The organism is Thermococcus indicus (assembly GCF_006274605.1).
Classification (GTDB): Archaea; Methanobacteriota_B; Thermococci; order Thermococcales; family Thermococcaceae; genus Thermococcus; species Thermococcus indicus.
On sequence record NZ_CP040846.1, the window covers coordinates 2,008,788 to 2,024,434 of the forward strand.

Genomic DNA, 15,647 nt, shown 5'->3' on the forward strand with positions numbered 1-15,647 from the left:
ATTATGCGCCGTGTATTAATAACCTTTCTGCGGGCAACACTTTTATTTCCGCGCGGGAAGTTTCAATCATGAGACACTACGAGATAGTCAGGATCAGGGAGAACGGCAAGGTGGAGCTGCCCAGGGATTACGCCTACGAGCTTGGCGTGGTGGAGGGCGCGTATTTCCTCCTCGAGATAGACACTGACCTCAAGGAGGTTCACATGGAAAGGGTGGCCCTGCCCGGAAAGAAGCTCGTAGAGGTTGAGCTCGTTGTGGAGGACCGCCCGGGGGTTCTGGCCAGGATCAGCGGCCTCTTCGGCAGGCACGGGGTTAATATACTCTTCAGCGAGTCTGAGGAGCTCGGCGCCATCGGACTGGCTGGCATTGTCGCGGTGGTGGACGTGAGTGGGATGAGCACAACCCTGGACGGCCTGAAAAATGAACTCGCCTCCCTCTCCGAGGTGAAGGAGGTTCATCTAAACCCCTTGGAGTAGAATCATGACTATTGTCACCATCACGAAGACCGCGGTGAGGACGTTCACATCCCTCCCGATTTCCCTGGGGCCGGCCCTTGGGCTCCAGCCGAGAACCCCGAGCCGCTTCAGGAGCGCAAAGAGGAGGAGCGCGGAGGATAGATACAGGACGTCCCTGGGGTTTACGCCTGCTCCAAGGTAAACGCCGGTTAAGAGCGCCGCCAGTGCCAGGCCGAGCGACGACAGCTTCCATGCCGCGGGCATTCCCGGGGCCTCACCCCGTTTCAGATGGTGGTTCAGTTTTGCGAAGGAAGTGAGGGTTCCTATGCTTCCCAACGGGACGGCGAGCTTCCAGGGGCCCGACAGGCTTTCGTAGAGCAGTTCCTTGCCGTATGCCCCCACCAATGGCCCTATCCCTCCTATCGCGAGGCTGAGGGCGAGGACCGAAAGGGCCATAACGGGCGCGTTGCTATAGCCAAACTCCCCGAGCTTTCTGCTCTCCCTCCCGAGCGAACCCACCGCAAGGAACAGGCCTCCCTTGAATATGGAGTGTGCCATCGCGTAGTACGCCGCTCCTGTGAAGTTGAGGCTCCCAACGCCGAGGAGGACGTAGCCCATCTGGGAGATGGTGTGGTATGCGAGCAGCCTCTTTGCATCCCTTTGGAGAAGCGCCCCCGCAATGCCGAAGAATATCGACGCCACCGCCACCCCCATGGCGGCCGCCCTGAATGTCTCCCCTGAGGGGAGGGCAGAGAGGAGGAGTATCATCCCGTAGGCGGGGGCCTTGACCACTGCACCGCTCAGAACCGCGCTCACGGGAGTCGGCGCGCTCGAGTGGGCGTCCGGAAGCCAGGAATGGAGCGGGAAGATGCCCGCCTTGAGGAGGAGCGAGGTAAACGCCAGTGCCAGGGCGGTGTTGAGTTCCCTGCCCGGAACCGTGTTTTTCCCGATGAGCTCCACGTTGAGATAGCCGGTCTCCATGTAGATTATTCCCATTGCAAAGACGAAGAGGTACGATGCCAGCAGGGAGAGCATGAGGTACCTGAACGCGGCCCTCTTGGAGCCCTTTTCGTCCGAGAAGGCCACGAGCGCAAAGGCCGATACCGAGGCGATTTCCATGTAGATGTAGAAGTTGAAGAAATCCCTCGCTATGAACGCCCCCATAAGCCCCGCGTGGAGGAGCAGGAGGAGCGCGAGAACCTTCGGCGTCTTCTTGTCCCTGAAATCGAAGTAGTACAGGGAGTACAGGGCGACGAAGATGAAGAGCACGAGCTCACCCGCGATAAAGGGCAGGTTCGTCCCAGTTAGCGCGACCTCTATCCCCGCTTCCCGCGCCCAGCCCCCGACCACCTCCGAACCGGGCCAGTTTAAGAGGACTACCGGAACCGGCAGGAGGGCCCCGAGCAGAAAAACTCCTTTGATTGCGGTCCGTTTGACCTTAAGCACATCAAGGAATACCACGAGGAAAGCTGTCAGCAGGGGCAGCGCGGCCATCAGGGGTATCATTCGCCGTCACCCCCCATCCGCATTATAACCGCGAGGGCGAGGGAGGTTATCGCGACGTCCACGACGAGTGTTGTCAGCATGAGCGTTGCCGGGAGCGGGTCAACGGGGTCCGCTGGCATTATCGGCACGTCCTTTCCCGGGGAGTAGGCGAGGCCGACGAAGAACAGCACCAAGCCCAGGGAAACCACGTTTATGGAGAGCACTAACTTTATCGGCTCCCTCTTGGCCATCAGACCGTAGATTCCAACGAGCATTATCAGGATTCCAGCCTGCTCAGGACTAATCACTTTCGACCCACCTCAGCAGGATGTAGAAGACGAACGTGAAAGCCGCACCGACCTCCAGGCCCACGATCACGTTGAAAGGCAGGATTATCCCTCCCTCCGTCGGGAGGAAATTGGAGTAGAACGCCCCGAAGGCCAGCCCTGCGATTCCGAGGAGCACCAGCAGTGCACCGGCTGAACTCTCTATCAAACTCGCCCAGTTGAAGTGGAACCTCCTCCGGACTTTGCCGTAGCCGTGCGAGGTGATGAGCAGTATCACCGCCACCGCCAGGATAACCCCTCCCTGGAAGCCGCCACCGGGACTTACGTGGCCGTAGAGCATCAGATAGGCCGCGTAGGTGACGAGGAACGGGCTCACCATTTTGGTCGTCGTCCTCACAACGGTGCTCATCTTCACTTCTTCTTCCCCCCGAGGAGGACGTAAAAGCCGATGACGGCCGTGAAGAGCAGGCTCGCCTCGCCGAGGCTGTCGTAGGCCCTCCATCCTGCCAGGATGGCCGACACCAGGTTGGGGACGTTTATTTCAGTCCAGTGGGTGACGTAGTACGTGTAGCTCCCCCCGTAGGGCGGCGAGTAGCTCAGCGAGAGGAGCAGGGCACCCAGTGCGATAGCCAGGAGCAGGGCTATGGCCCTCACCGCTTCACCCCCTTTATCGTGAAGAGGAACACCCCTATGACTATCGCCCCCACCACTATTGCCGAGAGTGCCACGTCTGGTGCCTTAAGCTCGAAGAGTGCCAGGATGAAGAGCAGGCTGAGGAGGGAGTATTTAACGACCGCGCTAACCAGGTCCCTCTCCTCAACCACTGCAACGGCAAGGACCACCATCGCCACGAACACCACGTCAAGGATTGTCCCAAGCATACATGTCCACCACGACTCTTGGCTTGACACCGTACTTGTAAGCTCCCCTCGCGAGGGCGTGGCTCACCATGGGGTTCATCATGGCTATGAGGAACGCCAGCACGAGGAGTTTGGCCCTCACCAGCGCCGGCGCGTCCATGGTGATTATTAGGTAGAGGATTATGCTCATCGCCCCGCCGGTGTCGCACTTGCTCGCCGCGTGGAGCCTGGTGTAAACGTCGGGAAACCTGAGTATCCCCAGGGCCCCGAAGAGCATCACGGCTTCCCCGAAGATGAGGAGCAGAACCTCAAGCACGGCTCATCCTCTCCATGTACTTCGCCAGGATCAGTCCCCCGACCGAGTTCACCATGAGCAGGACTATCGCGAGGTCTATCAGGTAGTACTCGCCCCTCATGACGGAGACGAGCGCTATTATCACCACCACCTTCGTCGTTATGGTGTTCAGGCCCACTATCCTGTCGGGAAGGGTCGGTCCTCTAAGCACGCGGTATGTTATCAGCACCGCAGTAAAGACGAGCAGGTAGAACGCGCTCACCAGAAGACCTTCTTGAGCCATTCCTCTATGTCCCCCTTTATCTTTTCCCCGGCCTTCTCCCGGTTGAGGGTTTCCAGGTCTATCCAGTGAACGTAGAGGTAGGTCTCGTCGAGCTTTTTCTTAACGTCCAGTGTAAGTGTGCCGGGCGTCAGGGTTATGGAGTTCGCGAGTATAGTCACGCCGGTGTCAGAGTGGAGATCGGTCCTTATCTTGACTATTCCCGGGTTGATGTCCATGAAAATAACGTTCTTTGCAACCTTCAGGTTGCTCTCCAGCAGGCGGAAGGCCATTATCACCAGGTACTGGGGCAGGTAGATGAGGGTGAAGTAGAGGATTTTCTCGACTACGTGGCCGCTCCTTCTCACGTCCCCGGTCAGGAGGTCGCGCATGAAGAGCGACACAAGGAGGGTAACGGCGGCTCCGGCGATGAGGTCCCTCGGCTCCACGCTGGAGGTTATGACGACCCAGAACGCCATCAGGGCGAGCCAGGTCAGGGCCACCCTTTCCCAGGGCGGCAGGCCGGACGTCCCCGAGGTTTCGTGGAGAACCCTCTCGTTCAGTCTCTCAAGCCTCTCCTTTAGGTAGAAGGGGACGCGGCTCATGTGGTGGTATAGGGTACGAGGGGTTATAACGCTTTTGCAGTGAAACAAAAATATTTGGGGAACCGGCCTAAAGCCGGCGCCTCAGGGCAATAATGGGTAGCAAAGCGAGCAGGGCAAAAACCCCAGGACCGCATATGCCACCGGACCCCTTATCTGACTTTTCTTTGTTGGCTCCTCCCGTTTCCGTGCTCGTCGGAGACTTCTGACTACTGGTTTCAGTCCGTGTTTTTTCCTCCTCGTAGTGGGCGTAGGCCCTGAAGTAGACGTTGGTTGAAATCCATTCCTTGTCATAACTTCCGAGGAGGGCGAAGGTCAGGTTCTTAGAGCCGGTCATGGTGAACTTGAATGAGGAGTAGCTATCCTCAACGGCCTCCGCATCTTCCGGAAGTATCAGGTTGCCCCTCGCTGAGTCCTCCGCAACGGTTCCGACGACGGTGACCTGGCCGGGGTAGTCCGTTTTGAAGTTGCACTTGACAACTATGCCCTCCCTCCACGAGCCGTTGACCTTTATCTTTGCGTCAAGGTAGTCACAGGAGGTCTCGAATTCGCTATCCATATCCTGCAATGTTCCGGAGCCACCGCTGGATGTTATCATTTCCTCAACTCTGTACTCGTGGCCCCCAACCTTGGGAACCTCCTTGGGATAGATTACCTCGACTGAGGAAGACACCTTGACGCCTATTGCCTGATACTCCACCTTCTCTTCCTTGATGTCGGCATCTCTTGCCTCCAACTCCACGTCAGTTGCCTTTACGCCGGCGTCCTTGGCCATGATTTCCCTGCCATCAACGTTGGGGCGGTTTGTCAAGTCTATTCCGGAGAAGCCACCCTGGGTAGGAATGTAGAGGGTTCCGTCACTTACCCAGCCCCTCCTTGAGTTGTAGCCGGAGGATACGATGCCCTCAGTCCACTCAACGTTCCCGTTTTCATCCACGCCAACGATTCCCTGGCTCGTCAGGAGAACAGCCCTACCGCCGCTGGCAACGATTCCCCTCGGTTCCACCTCGAATACGTCATTGTAGTAGAGCTTTGCCCATATCGGGTCAAGCTTCTCGTCGAGCTTAACGAGCACGGTCTTTTCCTCGGAGCTGTACTCACTAACGGAGACGGCAAATAACGCGTAGTAGAAGTCCCCCACCTTGACGACTCCCGTCGGGTATGCATAAGCGTAGTCAAAGCCAAAGTCGAACTTGTAGCCCTTGGATGCCACGACGTTGCCGTCGAGGTCAACCAGTATGAGTCCGGCGAGGCCCAGTTTAAAGAAATCTGCCCCCAGAACAAACCCATCCCCTACGTAAGAAGCGGCAAGCTTTGACGGGGCCGCAAAAGCTATTCCTGTGTTGTCGGTGAATGTTACAATCTCGGACTCACTCTCGTAGGTCTTGGCCCACAGAACGTTGCCGTCCCTGTCCAGCATCATAACTCCCGGACGCAGATGGGAATAGGACAATCCGATGCCTCCCAGCACCGCGAGGTTGCCGTTGACGTTTCTGATAAGGGAAGGCGATATTGCCATGTTGCCGTAGCCGCTCATCCAGACGACCTTTCCATCCTGCGAGAACTTTGTCAAAATCATCGGCGGTATTGAATATTTCACGTTGCTGAACCCCTTTCCGAGGGCGTAGACGTTGCCTTCCTCGTCTTCGGTAACCGAGACGTAGCCTCCAGTTCCGCCGCCTAGTTTCCCTATCAGAACGCCCCATTCGGGATTGTAGTTCTCGTCGAGCTTCACTATCCAGGGTTTTGCCTTTGTCCCGGAATCGTGGGTTCCTACGAGGACGAAGCCGTCGTTGATTACCATGTCCGTCGGCTCAAACGTCTGCGAGATGTACCATTGGTCCTCCGGTGTTCCCTTGACTTTGACGGTCCAGTACTGTGGCTCCGCTGAGACGGCCCCGGCAACAAGAACTGCCAGGAACACAGCCATTAGAAAGTACATCTTTCTTCTCATCTCAATATTCCTCCTTAATCATAGGTGGGGGTAGTATGAGGGGGGCAATATAAGCGTTTCGAGAAAAGGTTTAAATGCTCAAACCAGTTACCATGGACGGTGATGTTCATGATTGAAGTCGGAGAATACAGGGTTAAGGAGGGCCTTTACTACACGAAGGACCACGAGTGGGTCCAGGTTCTTGAGGACGGGACCGTTCTCGTCGGAATAAGCGACTACGCCCAGAAGGAGCTCGGCGACCTGGCCTACGTCGAGCTTCCGGACGTCGGCTCCGAGCTCAGCAAGGGCGACGTTCTCTGCGAGCTTGAGAGCGTCAAGGCCGTTTCCGAGGTCTATGCCCCGGTGGGCGGCGAGGTCGTTGAGGTCAACGAGGAGCTCGAGGACAGCCCCGAGGTTCTTAACGAGGACCCCTACGAGAACTGGATAGTCAAGCTCAAGCCGAGCAACCTCGACGAGGAGCTCAAAGAGCTTATGGACGCCAAGGCCTACGCCGAGTACCTTGAGAGCCTCTGAGCAAGGCTTTAATACTTTTCTACTCTATTCCCCCTGGTGTTTGGCCATGAAGGTTCTCAAGGAGTGGGATGTGAAGGTAAAGCTCGTAAGGACGAAGAGGGGCGCTGTTCTGCACATGATCGAGCTTGAGCCGGGCCATTTCTACCTCGAGCAGAACCCACTTAAGGACTCGAAATACGGTGTCGCCTACAGGAAGATAAAGGAGAACTTCCCGGAGTTCTACATGTTCTGGGAGATAAAGAACAACCGCTATACCGGCAAGCTCCTCGCCGGAGCGATCTTGGAGAAGAAGGAGATAGACGAGTTCGTCACCCTGCTCGCTAAGACGGAGGACTTCAAGAAGTTTGAGGAGATCCTCGAGGAAATCGAGGAGATGGAGGAGGAGTGAGCTCAGGCTTTGACCATCATCACCGCTGCGCGAGGCGCAGTCTCAGATACCCTAGAGGTCTTCATCGCTCGTTCAATGTTTTCCAGGGGAAAGTTAAAAACCCAGCGGCTCGGCCAGTATGCCCCTCGTCACCCTTCGGCTATCGTGAGGCTCCTCATCGCCGGGAGGATTTTGGTGTCCCCTTTAATAAACCTCTCGAAACCCTTATAACTTCTGCCCCAGTAGTTAACTACTGGGGTGGTAGTTGTGTACTTTGACATCAGACCGAAGAGGAAGCGCGAGGATTTGTACAACCGAGAAGAGGAGCTGAAGGAGTTCGAGAAGTCCTTAAAGTCTGGTAATCCCCTAACGGTTATCACTGGTATAAGACGGCTTGGAAAAACTTCCCTTCTTGTGGTGGGCCTCAATGAGCTCGCCGTCCCCTACGTTCTCGTAGATTTCAGAGGTGTAAACCCCAACTCCCGCATGGACGTTTACAAAAGAATAGAAAGCTCCATCAATGAATTCTTCCGCGAAAACCGTAACCTCTGGGAGGAGATTAAAACCGAACTCAAAAACATAGTCGGTCTTCGGGTTCTTAGCCTTGGGGTGAGCTTTTCCTGGAGAGAGGAGAGAACAGACCTCATTGCGCTCTTCCGTGAGCTGGAAAAGTACGACGTCGTCCTGGCGTTTGATGAGGTCCAGTACCTCCGCGGGCCGGTTGGGAGCGAGTTTGCCGGTTTAATCGCCCACCTCTATGATTACTCCGACCTCAGAATGGTCATGACGGGTTCGGAGGTTGGCCTGCTTCATGACTATCTGGGAGCTGATGACCCCAAGGCTCCCCTCTACGGCAGGTACTTCCACGAGATTTCCCTACAAAGATTCACACCCGAACAGAGCAGGGATTTTCTCTATAAGGGCTTTGAACAGGTTGGATTGGCACCCAAAGAGGAGCTCATAAGTCTGGCAGTTGAGAGACTCGATGGAATAGTGGGCTGGCTCGTTCTCTTCGGCAGGAAGGCTATGGAAAAGGGGCTCTCCGAGAAGCTCATTGACGATGTTTTCGACGAGGCGAAGGCCCTTGCCATGGATGAATTCGAGAACTTTCTCTCAAAGAGGCCTGCCGCGAGAAATAGATACATCGAGATAATGAGGGCTATCGCCGAGGGCAAGAGAACATGGGAGGAAATAAAGGAGCACCTTGAGAGAAAGGAGGGAAAAAGTGTAGCGGACAGTGTACTGGCAAGGCTTTTAAAGGCTCTCGTTGATTCATCGTTCCTTGAGAAAGTTAAAGAGGGCAGAAACGTCCGCTATCGCATTCCCGACCCCATATTTGAGGCGTGCTTTAAAGAGAAATAAAGGAAGTTCACGCGTTCCTGTTTTCCCTCTTCTTCGTGAGGTACTCGTGTATGGCCTTTGCGGCCATCCTTCCGTCCCCCATGGCGAGGATAACCGTTGCCTCTCCCCTTATCGCGTCTCCGCCGGCGAAGACGCCTGGGATGCTGGTCATGAGGTTCTCGTCAACGACTATCCTTCCGCGCTCGACCTTGAGGCCCGGCGTGTTGACGATGAGCCTGTTGGGGTGCTTTCCGATTGCTATGATGACGGTGTCGGCTTCGAGGGTCACGTACTCGCCGGTTCCGACTATCTTCCTCTTGCCCCTGCTGTCCCTCTCGTCGAGGGCCTTCATCTTCTCGAACTTAACCGCCTTAACCTTGCCGTTCTCATCGCCGATGAACTCCACCGGGTTGATGTAGAACTCGAACTTTATGCCCTCTTCCTTGGCGTGGTGGACCTCCTCAACCCTGGCGGAGACGTCCTCCGGGCCGCGGCGGTAGGCGATTGTAACCTCGGCACCGAAGCGCCTCGCGCTCCTCGCGGCGTCCATGGCGGTGTTTCCGGCACCGATGACTACAACGCGCTTCCCGACCTTGACGGGGGTGTCGTACTCGGGGAACAGGTAGGCCTTCATGAGGTTCACGCGCGTGAGGAACTCGTTGGCGGTGTAGATTCCGTTGAGGTTTATTCCAGGAGCGTTGATGAGCCTCGGGGTTCCCGCACCGGAGCCTATGAAGACGGCGTCGTACTCCTCCAGGAGCTCCTCGATGGTGACGGTTCTTCCAACGACGTGGTCGGTGAGTATCTTAACACCGAGCTTCCTGAGCTTGTCAATCTCGCTCTCGACGATGCTCTTGGGCAGCCTGAACTCGGGGATGCCGTACATGAGCACTCCGCCCGCCTCGTGGAGGGCCTCGTAGATGGTAACGTCGTAACCGAGCTTGGCGAGCTCGCCGGCGGCGGTGAGTCCTGCCGGCCCGGCTCCGATGATGGCCACGCTCTGGCCCTTCTTCTCGATCTTCGGGATTATCTCGAAGAGGAGCTCCTCGTCTATGCCCTTCTCGCGGGCGTAGTCGGCAACGAAGCGCTCGAGCTTGCCGATGTTTATCTTGTCACCGACCTTGCCCATGACACAGTTCATCTCACACTGGTCTTCCTGCGGGCAGACCCTTCCGGTGGTGGCGGGAAGGGAGTTGCAGGCCCAGATAACGTTGAGGGCCTCCTTAACGGCCTTGTCAGGATCGTCGCGGTACTGGACGAGCTTGCTTATGAAGCCCGGAATGTCGATGTGAACCGGACAGCCCTTTATACAGGGTGCGTAGTTGTAGGGGCACTGGAGGCAGCGCTCGGCCTCCTTAACGGCAAGCTCGAAGGTGTAACCGAGGTTAACCTCCGCGAAGCTCTTAATACGCTCCTCCGCCGGCATCTCCGGCGTTGGAACGCGCTCCTTGATGATCTTCCTTTTAACCGCCATTACTGCTCACCCCCCTGGAGGGCCTTCATGTACTCCTGCATGGCCCTCTGCTCCATATCCGTGTAGTAGCCGCTCCTTGCGATGAGTTCGTCCCAATTCACCTGGTACGCGTCGAACTCCGGCCCGTCTATGCAGGCGAACTTAACCTCGCCGCCGACGGTGACACGGCAGGCGCCGCACATTCCGGTTCCATCCACCATTATCGGATGGAGGTCGGACTTCATGGGGATGCCGAACTCCTTGACTACGTTGAAAACGGCCCTCTGGTCTCCGGCGGGGCCGACCATGAAGACCATGTCGTACTCCTCCTTCTCGAGGAGTTCCCTGACCTTCTCGGTCAGCCTCTTGGTGACGTTCTTCATGTTGGTCGGGAAGTCGAGGTTCGGGTCGATCGGGACGGTCTCAAGGATGTGCCTGCCGACGGCTTCCTCGAGCTCGTCCTTGAGGACGACCATCGGCTCGAAGGTGACGTGGAGCGTGGTTACCTCGTTCCCGAGCTCCTGCCAGGCCTTGGCTATGGGGTAAACCTCGACTATTCCGGTGTAAGCACCGATGGCGAGTATCTTTCCGAACTTCTCCATCTCGGCCGGGTTTCCGAGCGGGCCGGCGATGTTCAGTATCTCATCGCCCGGCTTCAGCTCGTTGGCCATCCTCATGGTGGTCCTTCCCCTGATGAACGTTATGAGCACAATCCAGCCCTCATCCCTGTCCCACATGACGGGTGTGAGCGGGATCCTCTCCCCGTTTTTGAAGGCCCTGACTATGACGAACTGTCCCGGCTGGACCTTCTTCGCCACGTGGGGCGCGTGGATCCTGTACCAGATGTTGCGCATGGCGATCTCTTTCTTCTCAAGTATCTTGTATGGCACAATGAACACCTCCGTACACAGGTTCAAACTTGGTCATCTAAAGGTTTGCAACCCGTGGTGTTTATAAAGATGTTGCCAACCAAAGGTTTACGTCGCGGAAGGATCCTCGGAGCGGGGAGGGAAAGATTAAAAAACGTTCGCAAAAAGGGCCCTTGGGGGTAACGCTATGAAGCGGCTCGTTTATTACGTATCAATACTGCTGGCGGCGGTTGCGCTCTTCTGGCCGGTGATCTACGGCAACGTTCCGGCCCTGAGGGTGCTCCCGGGGAACCCCGTGGTTCAGGGCATCGTGGGGCTCGTGCTCTTTGGAGGACTTGCCTACATGACTTTCGACGAGACCGCAGAAGAGGGCAGGGAGATTGGAGAAAAGGAAGAGCTCACAGCTTCCTGATGAAGGTTATGTATCCCGTATGGGCCAGCATGGTCGTCTTCGGCCTCATGCACTCCTTCTTTACCTCCTGCTCCCTGACGAGGACCTCAACGACCCTCGGTTTGTAGAAGTGCTCCCTGTACTCCTGAAACGCCTGGAAGAAGCGGTGGACCTGGTTCGTGCACGGGGTGTAGGCCACGAAGTAGCCGCCGGGTCTGAGAACCTCAACCGCGTGGGGGAGGACGTTCTCTGGCTGGGGCAGGTCTAGGACTATGTGGTCGGCGTACTCTTCATCTATGCCCTCGTAGATGTTCTTGAGCTTTATGGTTACCCTGTCAGAGAGTCCAGCCAGCTCGATGTTCTTCTGGGCTATCCTCGCGAAGTCCTCGCGGCGTTCGTAGCTGATAACCCTTCCGTTTGGCCCTACGGCGTTGGCGAGGAATATCGTGAGCGCGCCGCTCCCGACGCCCGCCTCTATCACCGTATCGCCGGGCGAGATCCCTGCGTAGGCGAGGATTATGCCGGCGTCCTTGGGGTGGACTATCTGCGGTCCGCGCTTCATCTTGGCTATTATGTCGTTTATGTCGGGTTTGAGGACCCTGAACTCCTCGTTTCGGTGGCTGATTATCGTCTCGCCGTACTCCTTCCCCACGAGCTCGCCGAGCTTGAGTATTCCCAGATCTGTGTGGAACTCCCTCTCCGATACCGTCACCAGGTAGCGCTTGCCCCTCCTATCGATGAGCAGAACCTTATCCCCTTCCCTGATCAATCGCTCCACCTTCCTTTTTTACTTTCAGACCGTCCCGTGATACGCAAAACACCATCGAGGCGATCTCCTCGAGTATCGCGAGGTGTTCACCTCTCAGAACGCCCGTGTTTATAAAGTGTATCCCCACCCAGTCCTCCAGGGGTATCGTGCTGATGCCGGTTAGTATGGCCTTTATCGCCTCGTCCCCACCGAAGTGTATGTAGTGGCCGAGCCCGAAGGTGACGAAGTACTCCGGCTTTGTGGGGGAATGACTCATCCTGCTGACGATGGCGTAGTAGTTCTTCAGGAACGTGTGCGAATCGTAGGCCGGAACCACCTCCCCGATGACATCGCCGTAGCTGGCGGAGCCGGGGCCGATCTTCACGACCTTTATTTTTTTAATGAGTTCTATTACCCTCGAGTACTCCCTCCCGGAAACCTTCCGGATGTAGTTCCTGAAGAGAATCCCTCCAATGCCGAAGAAATCCGCCACGACGACCCCGTCTCTCTCAAGGAGCGCTGGCATGAGGACTCCCCACGAGAATTCCTCCACAGGATACGTGGGGTCGTACTCGAGCAGAATAACGTCTCCCCGATTGGCCTTGCCAAAGAGGTACTTCTCGAAGATGGGGGTGTCCATAGGACTCACCAAAAGGGTTTTTAATGGCACTTCTTTTAAACCTTGTTAGGTGGGAAGATGAGAAAGTTCGTGGTGTGGCCCAGCGAGCTCGATGCAAGGCTCAGCAGGCGCTACGGAAGGGCCGTGGGCAGGGAGTTCGCCGTCGATAAGCCAGGGATACATGAGATAGCCGATGCCGCGCTGGCCCTCGGGATGAAGGTAGTGGAGCTCGATGAGGGGAAACTCAACCCCCGGCTGGCCGCTCTCGACGATGAGTACAGGCTCAGGGGAATGCTCCGAATCGAGAGCAGGCATCCGAAGGGCAAATCCCTGAGGATGCTCGGACAGAAGATCAGGGAAATCAGAAAGACCCAGGCCAGGTCCCAGGGCAAGAAGAAACGCAAATCCGGGAAGAAAAAGAGGTGATCACTCCTCTTCTTCCATTTCTACGACTATGGCGGTAGTGGTATCGATAACGCCGTCGATGTTGTGTATGTCGTGGAGTATCTTCCTGGTGAGCTCGCCGAGGTCCTTCGCCTCGATGTGGACTATAGCGTCGTAGGGGCCGGTGACGGCGTCGGCCTTGGTAACGCCCGGAATCTGTTTGAGCGCCTCTATGACGCTCTCAACTTTTCCAATCTCAACGGTCAGTAAAACGTACGACCTAACCATTTTTCATCACCGCGGAAAGGCTTTACGTCTCTATCTAGCCCTCCAACTCATTTAAGCTTTTCGTAGTTTTTTCGGGTATCCCCGGAAGGTTGCACTCTGAGAACGCTGCTTATAAGTAACCAATAGTGCGCCTAAAGGGCCTTTATGGCACTGGTGGTGGTATCGAAAGGTTTATTACCCCATCCGTCCTATTGTTCATGCCCTTAATGTACAGGGGTGGGTATTAATGAAGGCCAAAGGTTCAATAGCCCTGTTAGTGGTTTTTTTGGTGGTTTTTTCTGTTGCAGCCAGCGGCTGTATAGGCGGAAATAAGGGTGAGACGACCACAATTCCGCAGAGCCCCACTACAAGCCCGACGGGTACCCAGACCACGTCTTCTGAGGCGACTTCCGGCGGTACCACCACGACCTCAAGTCAGTCGGCCACCCAGACGCAGACCCCCGCGGAGGTAAAGCCCGGGATACTGGAGATGGGTGACGTCTACGTTGTCGTTACCGACAAGAGCGTCGTGGTCGTCGGCCCGAAGGGTGCCAGCCCGACAGTTGACATCCCGAGCGACAGGAAGGTCATAAAGGTCGAGTACGAGGTTGACACCGCCAACACCCCGGACGTCAAGACCCTCATGGAGAAGGGTCAGGGATTCGGTGCCATCGATCCGGCCTTCTTCCGCGATGAGCACGTCGATGCCCTCGTTGTGGCCGCCAGGCGCCAGACCGACCCGACCATAAGAACCGAGCTCTTCAAGGCCATCTACATGCTCGGAAACAAGCTTGCCCCCGAGGTTATCCTCGGCCAGAACAAGCAGCTCCGTGTGTACTGGGACTGGGTTAAGGGACGCTACTACCACCCGACCCTCGCGGAGCGCTATGACCTCCTGAGCGAGGACCAGAACGCTCCCTCCGTCAAGATCGGTATTAAGGACTACAAGAACGACCCCGAGACCTACACCATAGCTACCATCGGCTGGCCGGAGAGCTTTGACCCGGCCATGACCTACGAGACCTTCGGATGGGAGATTTGGCACGAGGTCGGTGACACCCTCGTCACCTACTGGAAGGAGGAGACCGAGGAGGTCAGCCCGGACCTCGCCGTTGCCTGGGCCCACAACGAGGACGGCACCGAGTGGTACTTCCTCATCCGCGGCGGTGTCCAGGCCTACGACCCGTGGGACGACAAGACCTACCCGATCGACGCCACCGACGTTGCCTTCACCTTCCTCCGCGTTGAGAGGCTCGGTCACAGCGTCAGCTGGATGGTTGACAGCTTCATAGACGTTAACAACTCCGCCGCCATCACCGAGGACGAGTTCGACCAGTACCTCAAGGAGCACCCGCTCATCGCCGAGTTCAACGGCAAGAGCACCGAGGTCAAGAGCCTCGACGAGCTCAAGCAGTTCTTCGGCTACAGCGGCGACACCGCTGGAGTCTTCAAGCTCGTTCTCCCGGCCCCGTACGCTCCGGTCCTTGGAATACTCGCCGACCCGTTCCTCAGCGTCGTCCCGATGGAGTACCTCCTCGGCGACAAGTACGAGGAGGCCCTCCAAGCGAGCGACAACGGCCACAACCCGAGCGCCTGGTGGAGCTACCTGAGCGAGGGCAAGAGCGACCCGACCCACCAGCTCATGCACAACAAGCCCGTCGGAACCGGACCGTTCTACATTGCCGACTACCAGAAGGACGCCTACATAGTCCTCGAGTACAACCCGCACTACTGGAACGCCACCGCCAACCCAGGCCACAAGAGGGTCATCTACGTCATCAACAGCGACGCTATGGCCAGGATCAACCTGTTCAAGACCGGCACCGCCGATGTCGTTGCCATACCGCCCGAGAAGATGGACACGGTTAAGGGCCTCGAGCTCCAGGGCTTCAAGTCCGTCGTTAAGACCGACATCCTCCAGCCGATACTGACCTTCCTCGTCTTCAACACCCAGAAGGAGCCCTTCAACGACCCGCTCGTCAGGGAGGCCATGGCCTACGCCGTTCCGTACGACCAGATCTCCCAGGTCGTTTACCAGGGACTCCTCGCCAGGAACTACGGTCCGATACCGAAGCCGTGGCCGGGCTACACCGAGGAGGGAATAACCAAGTACAAATACAACCTCGCCAAGGCCAAGCAGCTCCTCAACCAGGCGGGCGTCGACCCGACCAAGTACAAGATCGAGCTCATCTACAACGAGGGCAACAGCGCCCGTGAGAAGATCATGACCCTCCTGCAGAACGTCTGGAGCCAGCTCGGCTTCCAGGTCACCATCAACAGCTACAACTGGCCGACCTACCTCGACAAGACCGAGCACGGCGAGTACGACGTTTACGTCGTCGGCTGGGTCCCGGACTACCTCGACTCCGACAACTGGGTTGGCCCGTTCCTCTACGGTGCCACCGAGTTCACGAGCGTCGAGGTAAGCGTTAGCTGATTCTGATCTTTCTTTTTTTCTGTTCGTGTTTTTGACGGAGATCTAAAGGATAAAGTCAACG

At 56.8% G+C, this 15,647-nt stretch carries 21 protein-coding genes; 7 read left to right on the forward strand and 14 right to left on the reverse strand.

The window, feature by feature from the left end; genetic code table 11:
- The first annotated feature begins 68 nt into the window (after window positions 1–68).
- A complete protein-coding gene (locus tag FH039_RS10910) occupies window positions 69–476 on the forward strand; it encodes an ACT domain-containing protein (protein WP_139681335.1) in 408 nt (135 codons plus the stop codon).
- Here FH039_RS10910 and FH039_RS10915 read toward each other — a convergent pair.
- The 9 genes from FH039_RS10915 to FH039_RS10955 all read right to left on the reverse strand — a co-directional run bounded on the left by FH039_RS10915 (window position 459) and on the right by FH039_RS10955 (window position 6,197).
- Window positions 459–1,961 (reverse strand): proton-conducting transporter transmembrane domain-containing protein, encoded by a 1,503-nt coding sequence (locus FH039_RS10915; protein ID WP_139681336.1) that lies wholly within the window; start codon window positions 1,959–1,961, stop codon window positions 459–461. The genes FH039_RS10910 and FH039_RS10915 overlap by 18 nt on opposite strands.
- Window positions 1,958–2,248 carry a cation:proton antiporter subunit C gene (locus FH039_RS10920; protein ID WP_139681337.1) on the reverse strand — a complete coding sequence of 97 codons (291 nt, stop codon included), beginning with the start codon at window positions 2,246–2,248 and terminating at the stop codon, window positions 1,958–1,960. The genes FH039_RS10915 and FH039_RS10920 overlap by 4 nt, the downstream gene beginning before the upstream one ends.
- On the reverse strand, window positions 2,241–2,642 hold the full coding sequence (locus FH039_RS10925; RefSeq protein ID WP_139681338.1) for a Na(+)/H(+) antiporter subunit B: 402 nt from the start codon (window positions 2,640–2,642) through the stop codon (window positions 2,241–2,243). Before FH039_RS10925 ends, FH039_RS10920 begins: the two co-directional genes overlap by 8 nt.
- On the reverse strand, window positions 2,639–2,881 hold the full coding sequence (locus FH039_RS10930; protein ID WP_139681339.1) for a hypothetical protein: 243 nt from the start codon (window positions 2,879–2,881) through the stop codon (window positions 2,639–2,641). The genes FH039_RS10925 and FH039_RS10930 overlap by 4 nt, the downstream gene beginning before the upstream one ends.
- Window positions 2,878–3,108, reverse strand: coding sequence for a hydrogenase subunit MbhD domain-containing protein (locus FH039_RS10935; RefSeq protein WP_139681340.1), 231 nt, complete (start codon window positions 3,106–3,108; stop codon window positions 2,878–2,880). The genes FH039_RS10930 and FH039_RS10935 overlap by 4 nt, the downstream gene beginning before the upstream one ends.
- The gene (gene mnhG, locus FH039_RS10940; RefSeq protein ID WP_139681341.1) at window positions 3,089–3,403 is read right to left on the reverse strand and encodes a monovalent cation/H(+) antiporter subunit G; all 315 of its coding nucleotides are present in this window, start codon (window positions 3,401–3,403) and stop codon (window positions 3,089–3,091) included. The genes FH039_RS10935 and mnhG overlap by 20 nt, the downstream gene beginning before the upstream one ends.
- Window positions 3,396–3,665, reverse strand: coding sequence for a monovalent cation/H+ antiporter complex subunit F (locus FH039_RS10945; RefSeq protein ID WP_139681342.1), 270 nt, complete (start codon window positions 3,663–3,665; stop codon window positions 3,396–3,398). Before FH039_RS10945 ends, mnhG begins: the two co-directional genes overlap by 8 nt.
- Window positions 3,641–4,246 (reverse strand): Na+/H+ antiporter subunit E, encoded by a 606-nt coding sequence (locus FH039_RS10950; RefSeq protein ID WP_139681343.1) that lies wholly within the window; start codon window positions 4,244–4,246, stop codon window positions 3,641–3,643. Before FH039_RS10950 ends, FH039_RS10945 begins: the two co-directional genes overlap by 25 nt.
- A 67-nt stretch (window positions 4,247–4,313) precedes the next feature.
- The gene (locus FH039_RS10955) at window positions 4,314–6,197 is read right to left on the reverse strand and encodes a CGP-CTERM sorting domain-containing protein (protein WP_139681344.1); all 1,884 of its coding nucleotides are present in this window, start codon (window positions 6,195–6,197) and stop codon (window positions 4,314–4,316) included.
- Between the two features lie 108 nt (window positions 6,198–6,305).
- Between FH039_RS10955 and gcvH the strand changes: the two genes are divergently transcribed.
- From gcvH to FH039_RS10970, 3 genes are all read left to right on the forward strand, one after another.
- A complete protein-coding gene (gcvH, locus tag FH039_RS10960) occupies window positions 6,306–6,710 on the forward strand; it encodes a glycine cleavage system protein GcvH (RefSeq protein ID WP_139681846.1) in 405 nt (134 codons plus the stop codon).
- A gap of 46 nt (window positions 6,711–6,756) precedes the next feature.
- Entirely contained in the window at window positions 6,757–7,098 is a 342-nt protein-coding gene (locus FH039_RS10965) for a DUF7132 family protein (RefSeq protein WP_139681345.1), read from the forward strand.
- 237 nt (window positions 7,099–7,335) lie between these two features.
- The gene (locus FH039_RS10970; protein WP_338064601.1) at window positions 7,336–8,439 is read left to right on the forward strand and encodes an AAA family ATPase; all 1,104 of its coding nucleotides are present in this window, start codon (window positions 7,336–7,338) and stop codon (window positions 8,437–8,439) included.
- Between the two features lie 7 nt (window positions 8,440–8,446).
- On the opposite strand, the gene gltA is transcribed toward FH039_RS10970, so the two are convergent.
- Both gltA and FH039_RS10980 read right to left on the reverse strand, forming a co-directional pair.
- Window positions 8,447–9,892 carry an NADPH-dependent glutamate synthase gene (gene gltA, locus FH039_RS10975; RefSeq protein WP_139681346.1) on the reverse strand — a complete coding sequence of 482 codons (1,446 nt, stop codon included), beginning with the start codon at window positions 9,890–9,892 and terminating at the stop codon, window positions 8,447–8,449.
- On the reverse strand, window positions 9,892–10,725 hold the full coding sequence (locus tag FH039_RS10980; RefSeq protein ID WP_240703317.1) for a sulfide/dihydroorotate dehydrogenase-like FAD/NAD-binding protein: 834 nt from the start codon (window positions 10,723–10,725) through the stop codon (window positions 9,892–9,894). The genes gltA and FH039_RS10980 overlap by 1 nt, the downstream gene beginning before the upstream one ends.
- A gap of 202 nt (window positions 10,726–10,927) precedes the next feature.
- Here FH039_RS10980 and FH039_RS10985 point away from each other — a divergent pair, with 202 nt between their 5' ends.
- On the forward strand, window positions 10,928–11,152 hold the full coding sequence (locus FH039_RS10985; protein ID WP_139681348.1) for a hypothetical protein: 225 nt from the start codon (window positions 10,928–10,930) through the stop codon (window positions 11,150–11,152).
- On the opposite strand, the gene FH039_RS10990 is transcribed toward FH039_RS10985, so the two are convergent.
- Window positions 11,139–11,900 (reverse strand): tRNA (adenine-N1)-methyltransferase, encoded by a 762-nt coding sequence (locus FH039_RS10990; protein WP_139681349.1) that lies wholly within the window; start codon window positions 11,898–11,900, stop codon window positions 11,139–11,141. The two genes, FH039_RS10985 and FH039_RS10990, sit on opposite strands and share 14 nt — an antisense overlap.
- Entirely contained in the window at window positions 11,881–12,519 is a 639-nt protein-coding gene (locus tag FH039_RS10995) for a DUF257 family protein (RefSeq protein WP_139681848.1), read from the reverse strand. Before FH039_RS10995 ends, FH039_RS10990 begins: the two co-directional genes overlap by 20 nt.
- A gap of 57 nt (window positions 12,520–12,576) precedes the next feature.
- On the opposite strand from FH039_RS10995, the gene FH039_RS11000 reads away from it, so the two are divergent.
- Window positions 12,577–12,924 carry a signal recognition particle protein Srp19 gene (locus FH039_RS11000; RefSeq protein ID WP_139681350.1) on the forward strand — a complete coding sequence of 116 codons (348 nt, stop codon included), beginning with the start codon at window positions 12,577–12,579 and terminating at the stop codon, window positions 12,922–12,924.
- Here the strand turns inward: FH039_RS11000 and FH039_RS11005 are convergent, their stop codons facing one another.
- Window positions 12,925–13,170 (reverse strand): Lrp/AsnC family transcriptional regulator, encoded by a 246-nt coding sequence (locus tag FH039_RS11005; RefSeq protein ID WP_014789277.1) that lies wholly within the window; start codon window positions 13,168–13,170, stop codon window positions 12,925–12,927.
- Between the two features lie 226 nt (window positions 13,171–13,396).
- Here FH039_RS11005 and FH039_RS11010 point away from each other — a divergent pair, with 226 nt between their 5' ends.
- Window positions 13,397–15,586 (forward strand): ABC transporter substrate-binding protein, encoded by a 2,190-nt coding sequence (locus tag FH039_RS11010; RefSeq protein ID WP_139681351.1) that lies wholly within the window; start codon window positions 13,397–13,399, stop codon window positions 15,584–15,586.
- Window positions 15,587–15,647: the final 61 nt, after the last annotated feature.

What these genes read in the sequence shown, in the direction of transcription:
- FH039_RS10910 (WP_139681335.1), top strand. Translation starts at nt 69, where the DNA reads ATGAGACACTACGAGATAGTCAGGATCAGGGAGAACGGCAAGGTGGAG.
- FH039_RS10915 (WP_139681336.1), bottom strand. Translation starts at nt 1,961, where the DNA reads ATGATACCCCTGATGGCCGCGCTGCCCCTGCTGACAGCTTTCCTCGTG.
- FH039_RS10935 (WP_139681340.1), bottom strand. Translation starts at nt 3,108, where the DNA reads ATGCTTGGGACAATCCTTGACGTGGTGTTCGTGGCGATGGTGGTCCTT.
- FH039_RS10945 (WP_139681342.1), bottom strand. Translation starts at nt 3,665, where the DNA reads ATGGCTCAAGAAGGTCTTCTGGTGAGCGCGTTCTACCTGCTCGTCTTT.
- FH039_RS10950 (WP_139681343.1), bottom strand. Translation starts at nt 4,246, where the DNA reads ATGAGCCGCGTCCCCTTCTACCTAAAGGAGAGGCTTGAGAGACTGAAC.
- FH039_RS10955 (WP_139681344.1), bottom strand. Translation starts at nt 6,197, where the DNA reads ATGAGAAGAAAGATGTACTTTCTAATGGCTGTGTTCCTGGCAGTTCTT.
- gcvH (WP_139681846.1), top strand. Translation starts at nt 6,306, where the DNA reads ATGATTGAAGTCGGAGAATACAGGGTTAAGGAGGGCCTTTACTACACG.
- FH039_RS10965 (WP_139681345.1), top strand. Translation starts at nt 6,757, where the DNA reads ATGAAGGTTCTCAAGGAGTGGGATGTGAAGGTAAAGCTCGTAAGGACG.
- gltA (WP_139681346.1), bottom strand. Translation starts at nt 9,892, where the DNA reads ATGGCGGTTAAAAGGAAGATCATCAAGGAGCGCGTTCCAACGCCGGAG.
- FH039_RS10980 (WP_240703317.1), bottom strand. Translation starts at nt 10,725, where the DNA reads ATGCGCAACATCTGGTACAGGATCCACGCGCCCCACGTGGCGAAGAAG.
- FH039_RS10985 (WP_139681348.1), top strand. Translation starts at nt 10,928, where the DNA reads ATGAAGCGGCTCGTTTATTACGTATCAATACTGCTGGCGGCGGTTGCG.
- FH039_RS10995 (WP_139681848.1), bottom strand. Translation starts at nt 12,519, where the DNA reads ATGGACACCCCCATCTTCGAGAAGTACCTCTTTGGCAAGGCCAATCGG.
- FH039_RS11000 (WP_139681350.1), top strand. Translation starts at nt 12,577, where the DNA reads ATGAGAAAGTTCGTGGTGTGGCCCAGCGAGCTCGATGCAAGGCTCAGC.
- FH039_RS11005 (WP_014789277.1), bottom strand. Translation starts at nt 13,170, where the DNA reads ATGGTTAGGTCGTACGTTTTACTGACCGTTGAGATTGGAAAAGTTGAG.
- FH039_RS11010 (WP_139681351.1), top strand. Translation starts at nt 13,397, where the DNA reads ATGAAGGCCAAAGGTTCAATAGCCCTGTTAGTGGTTTTTTTGGTGGTT.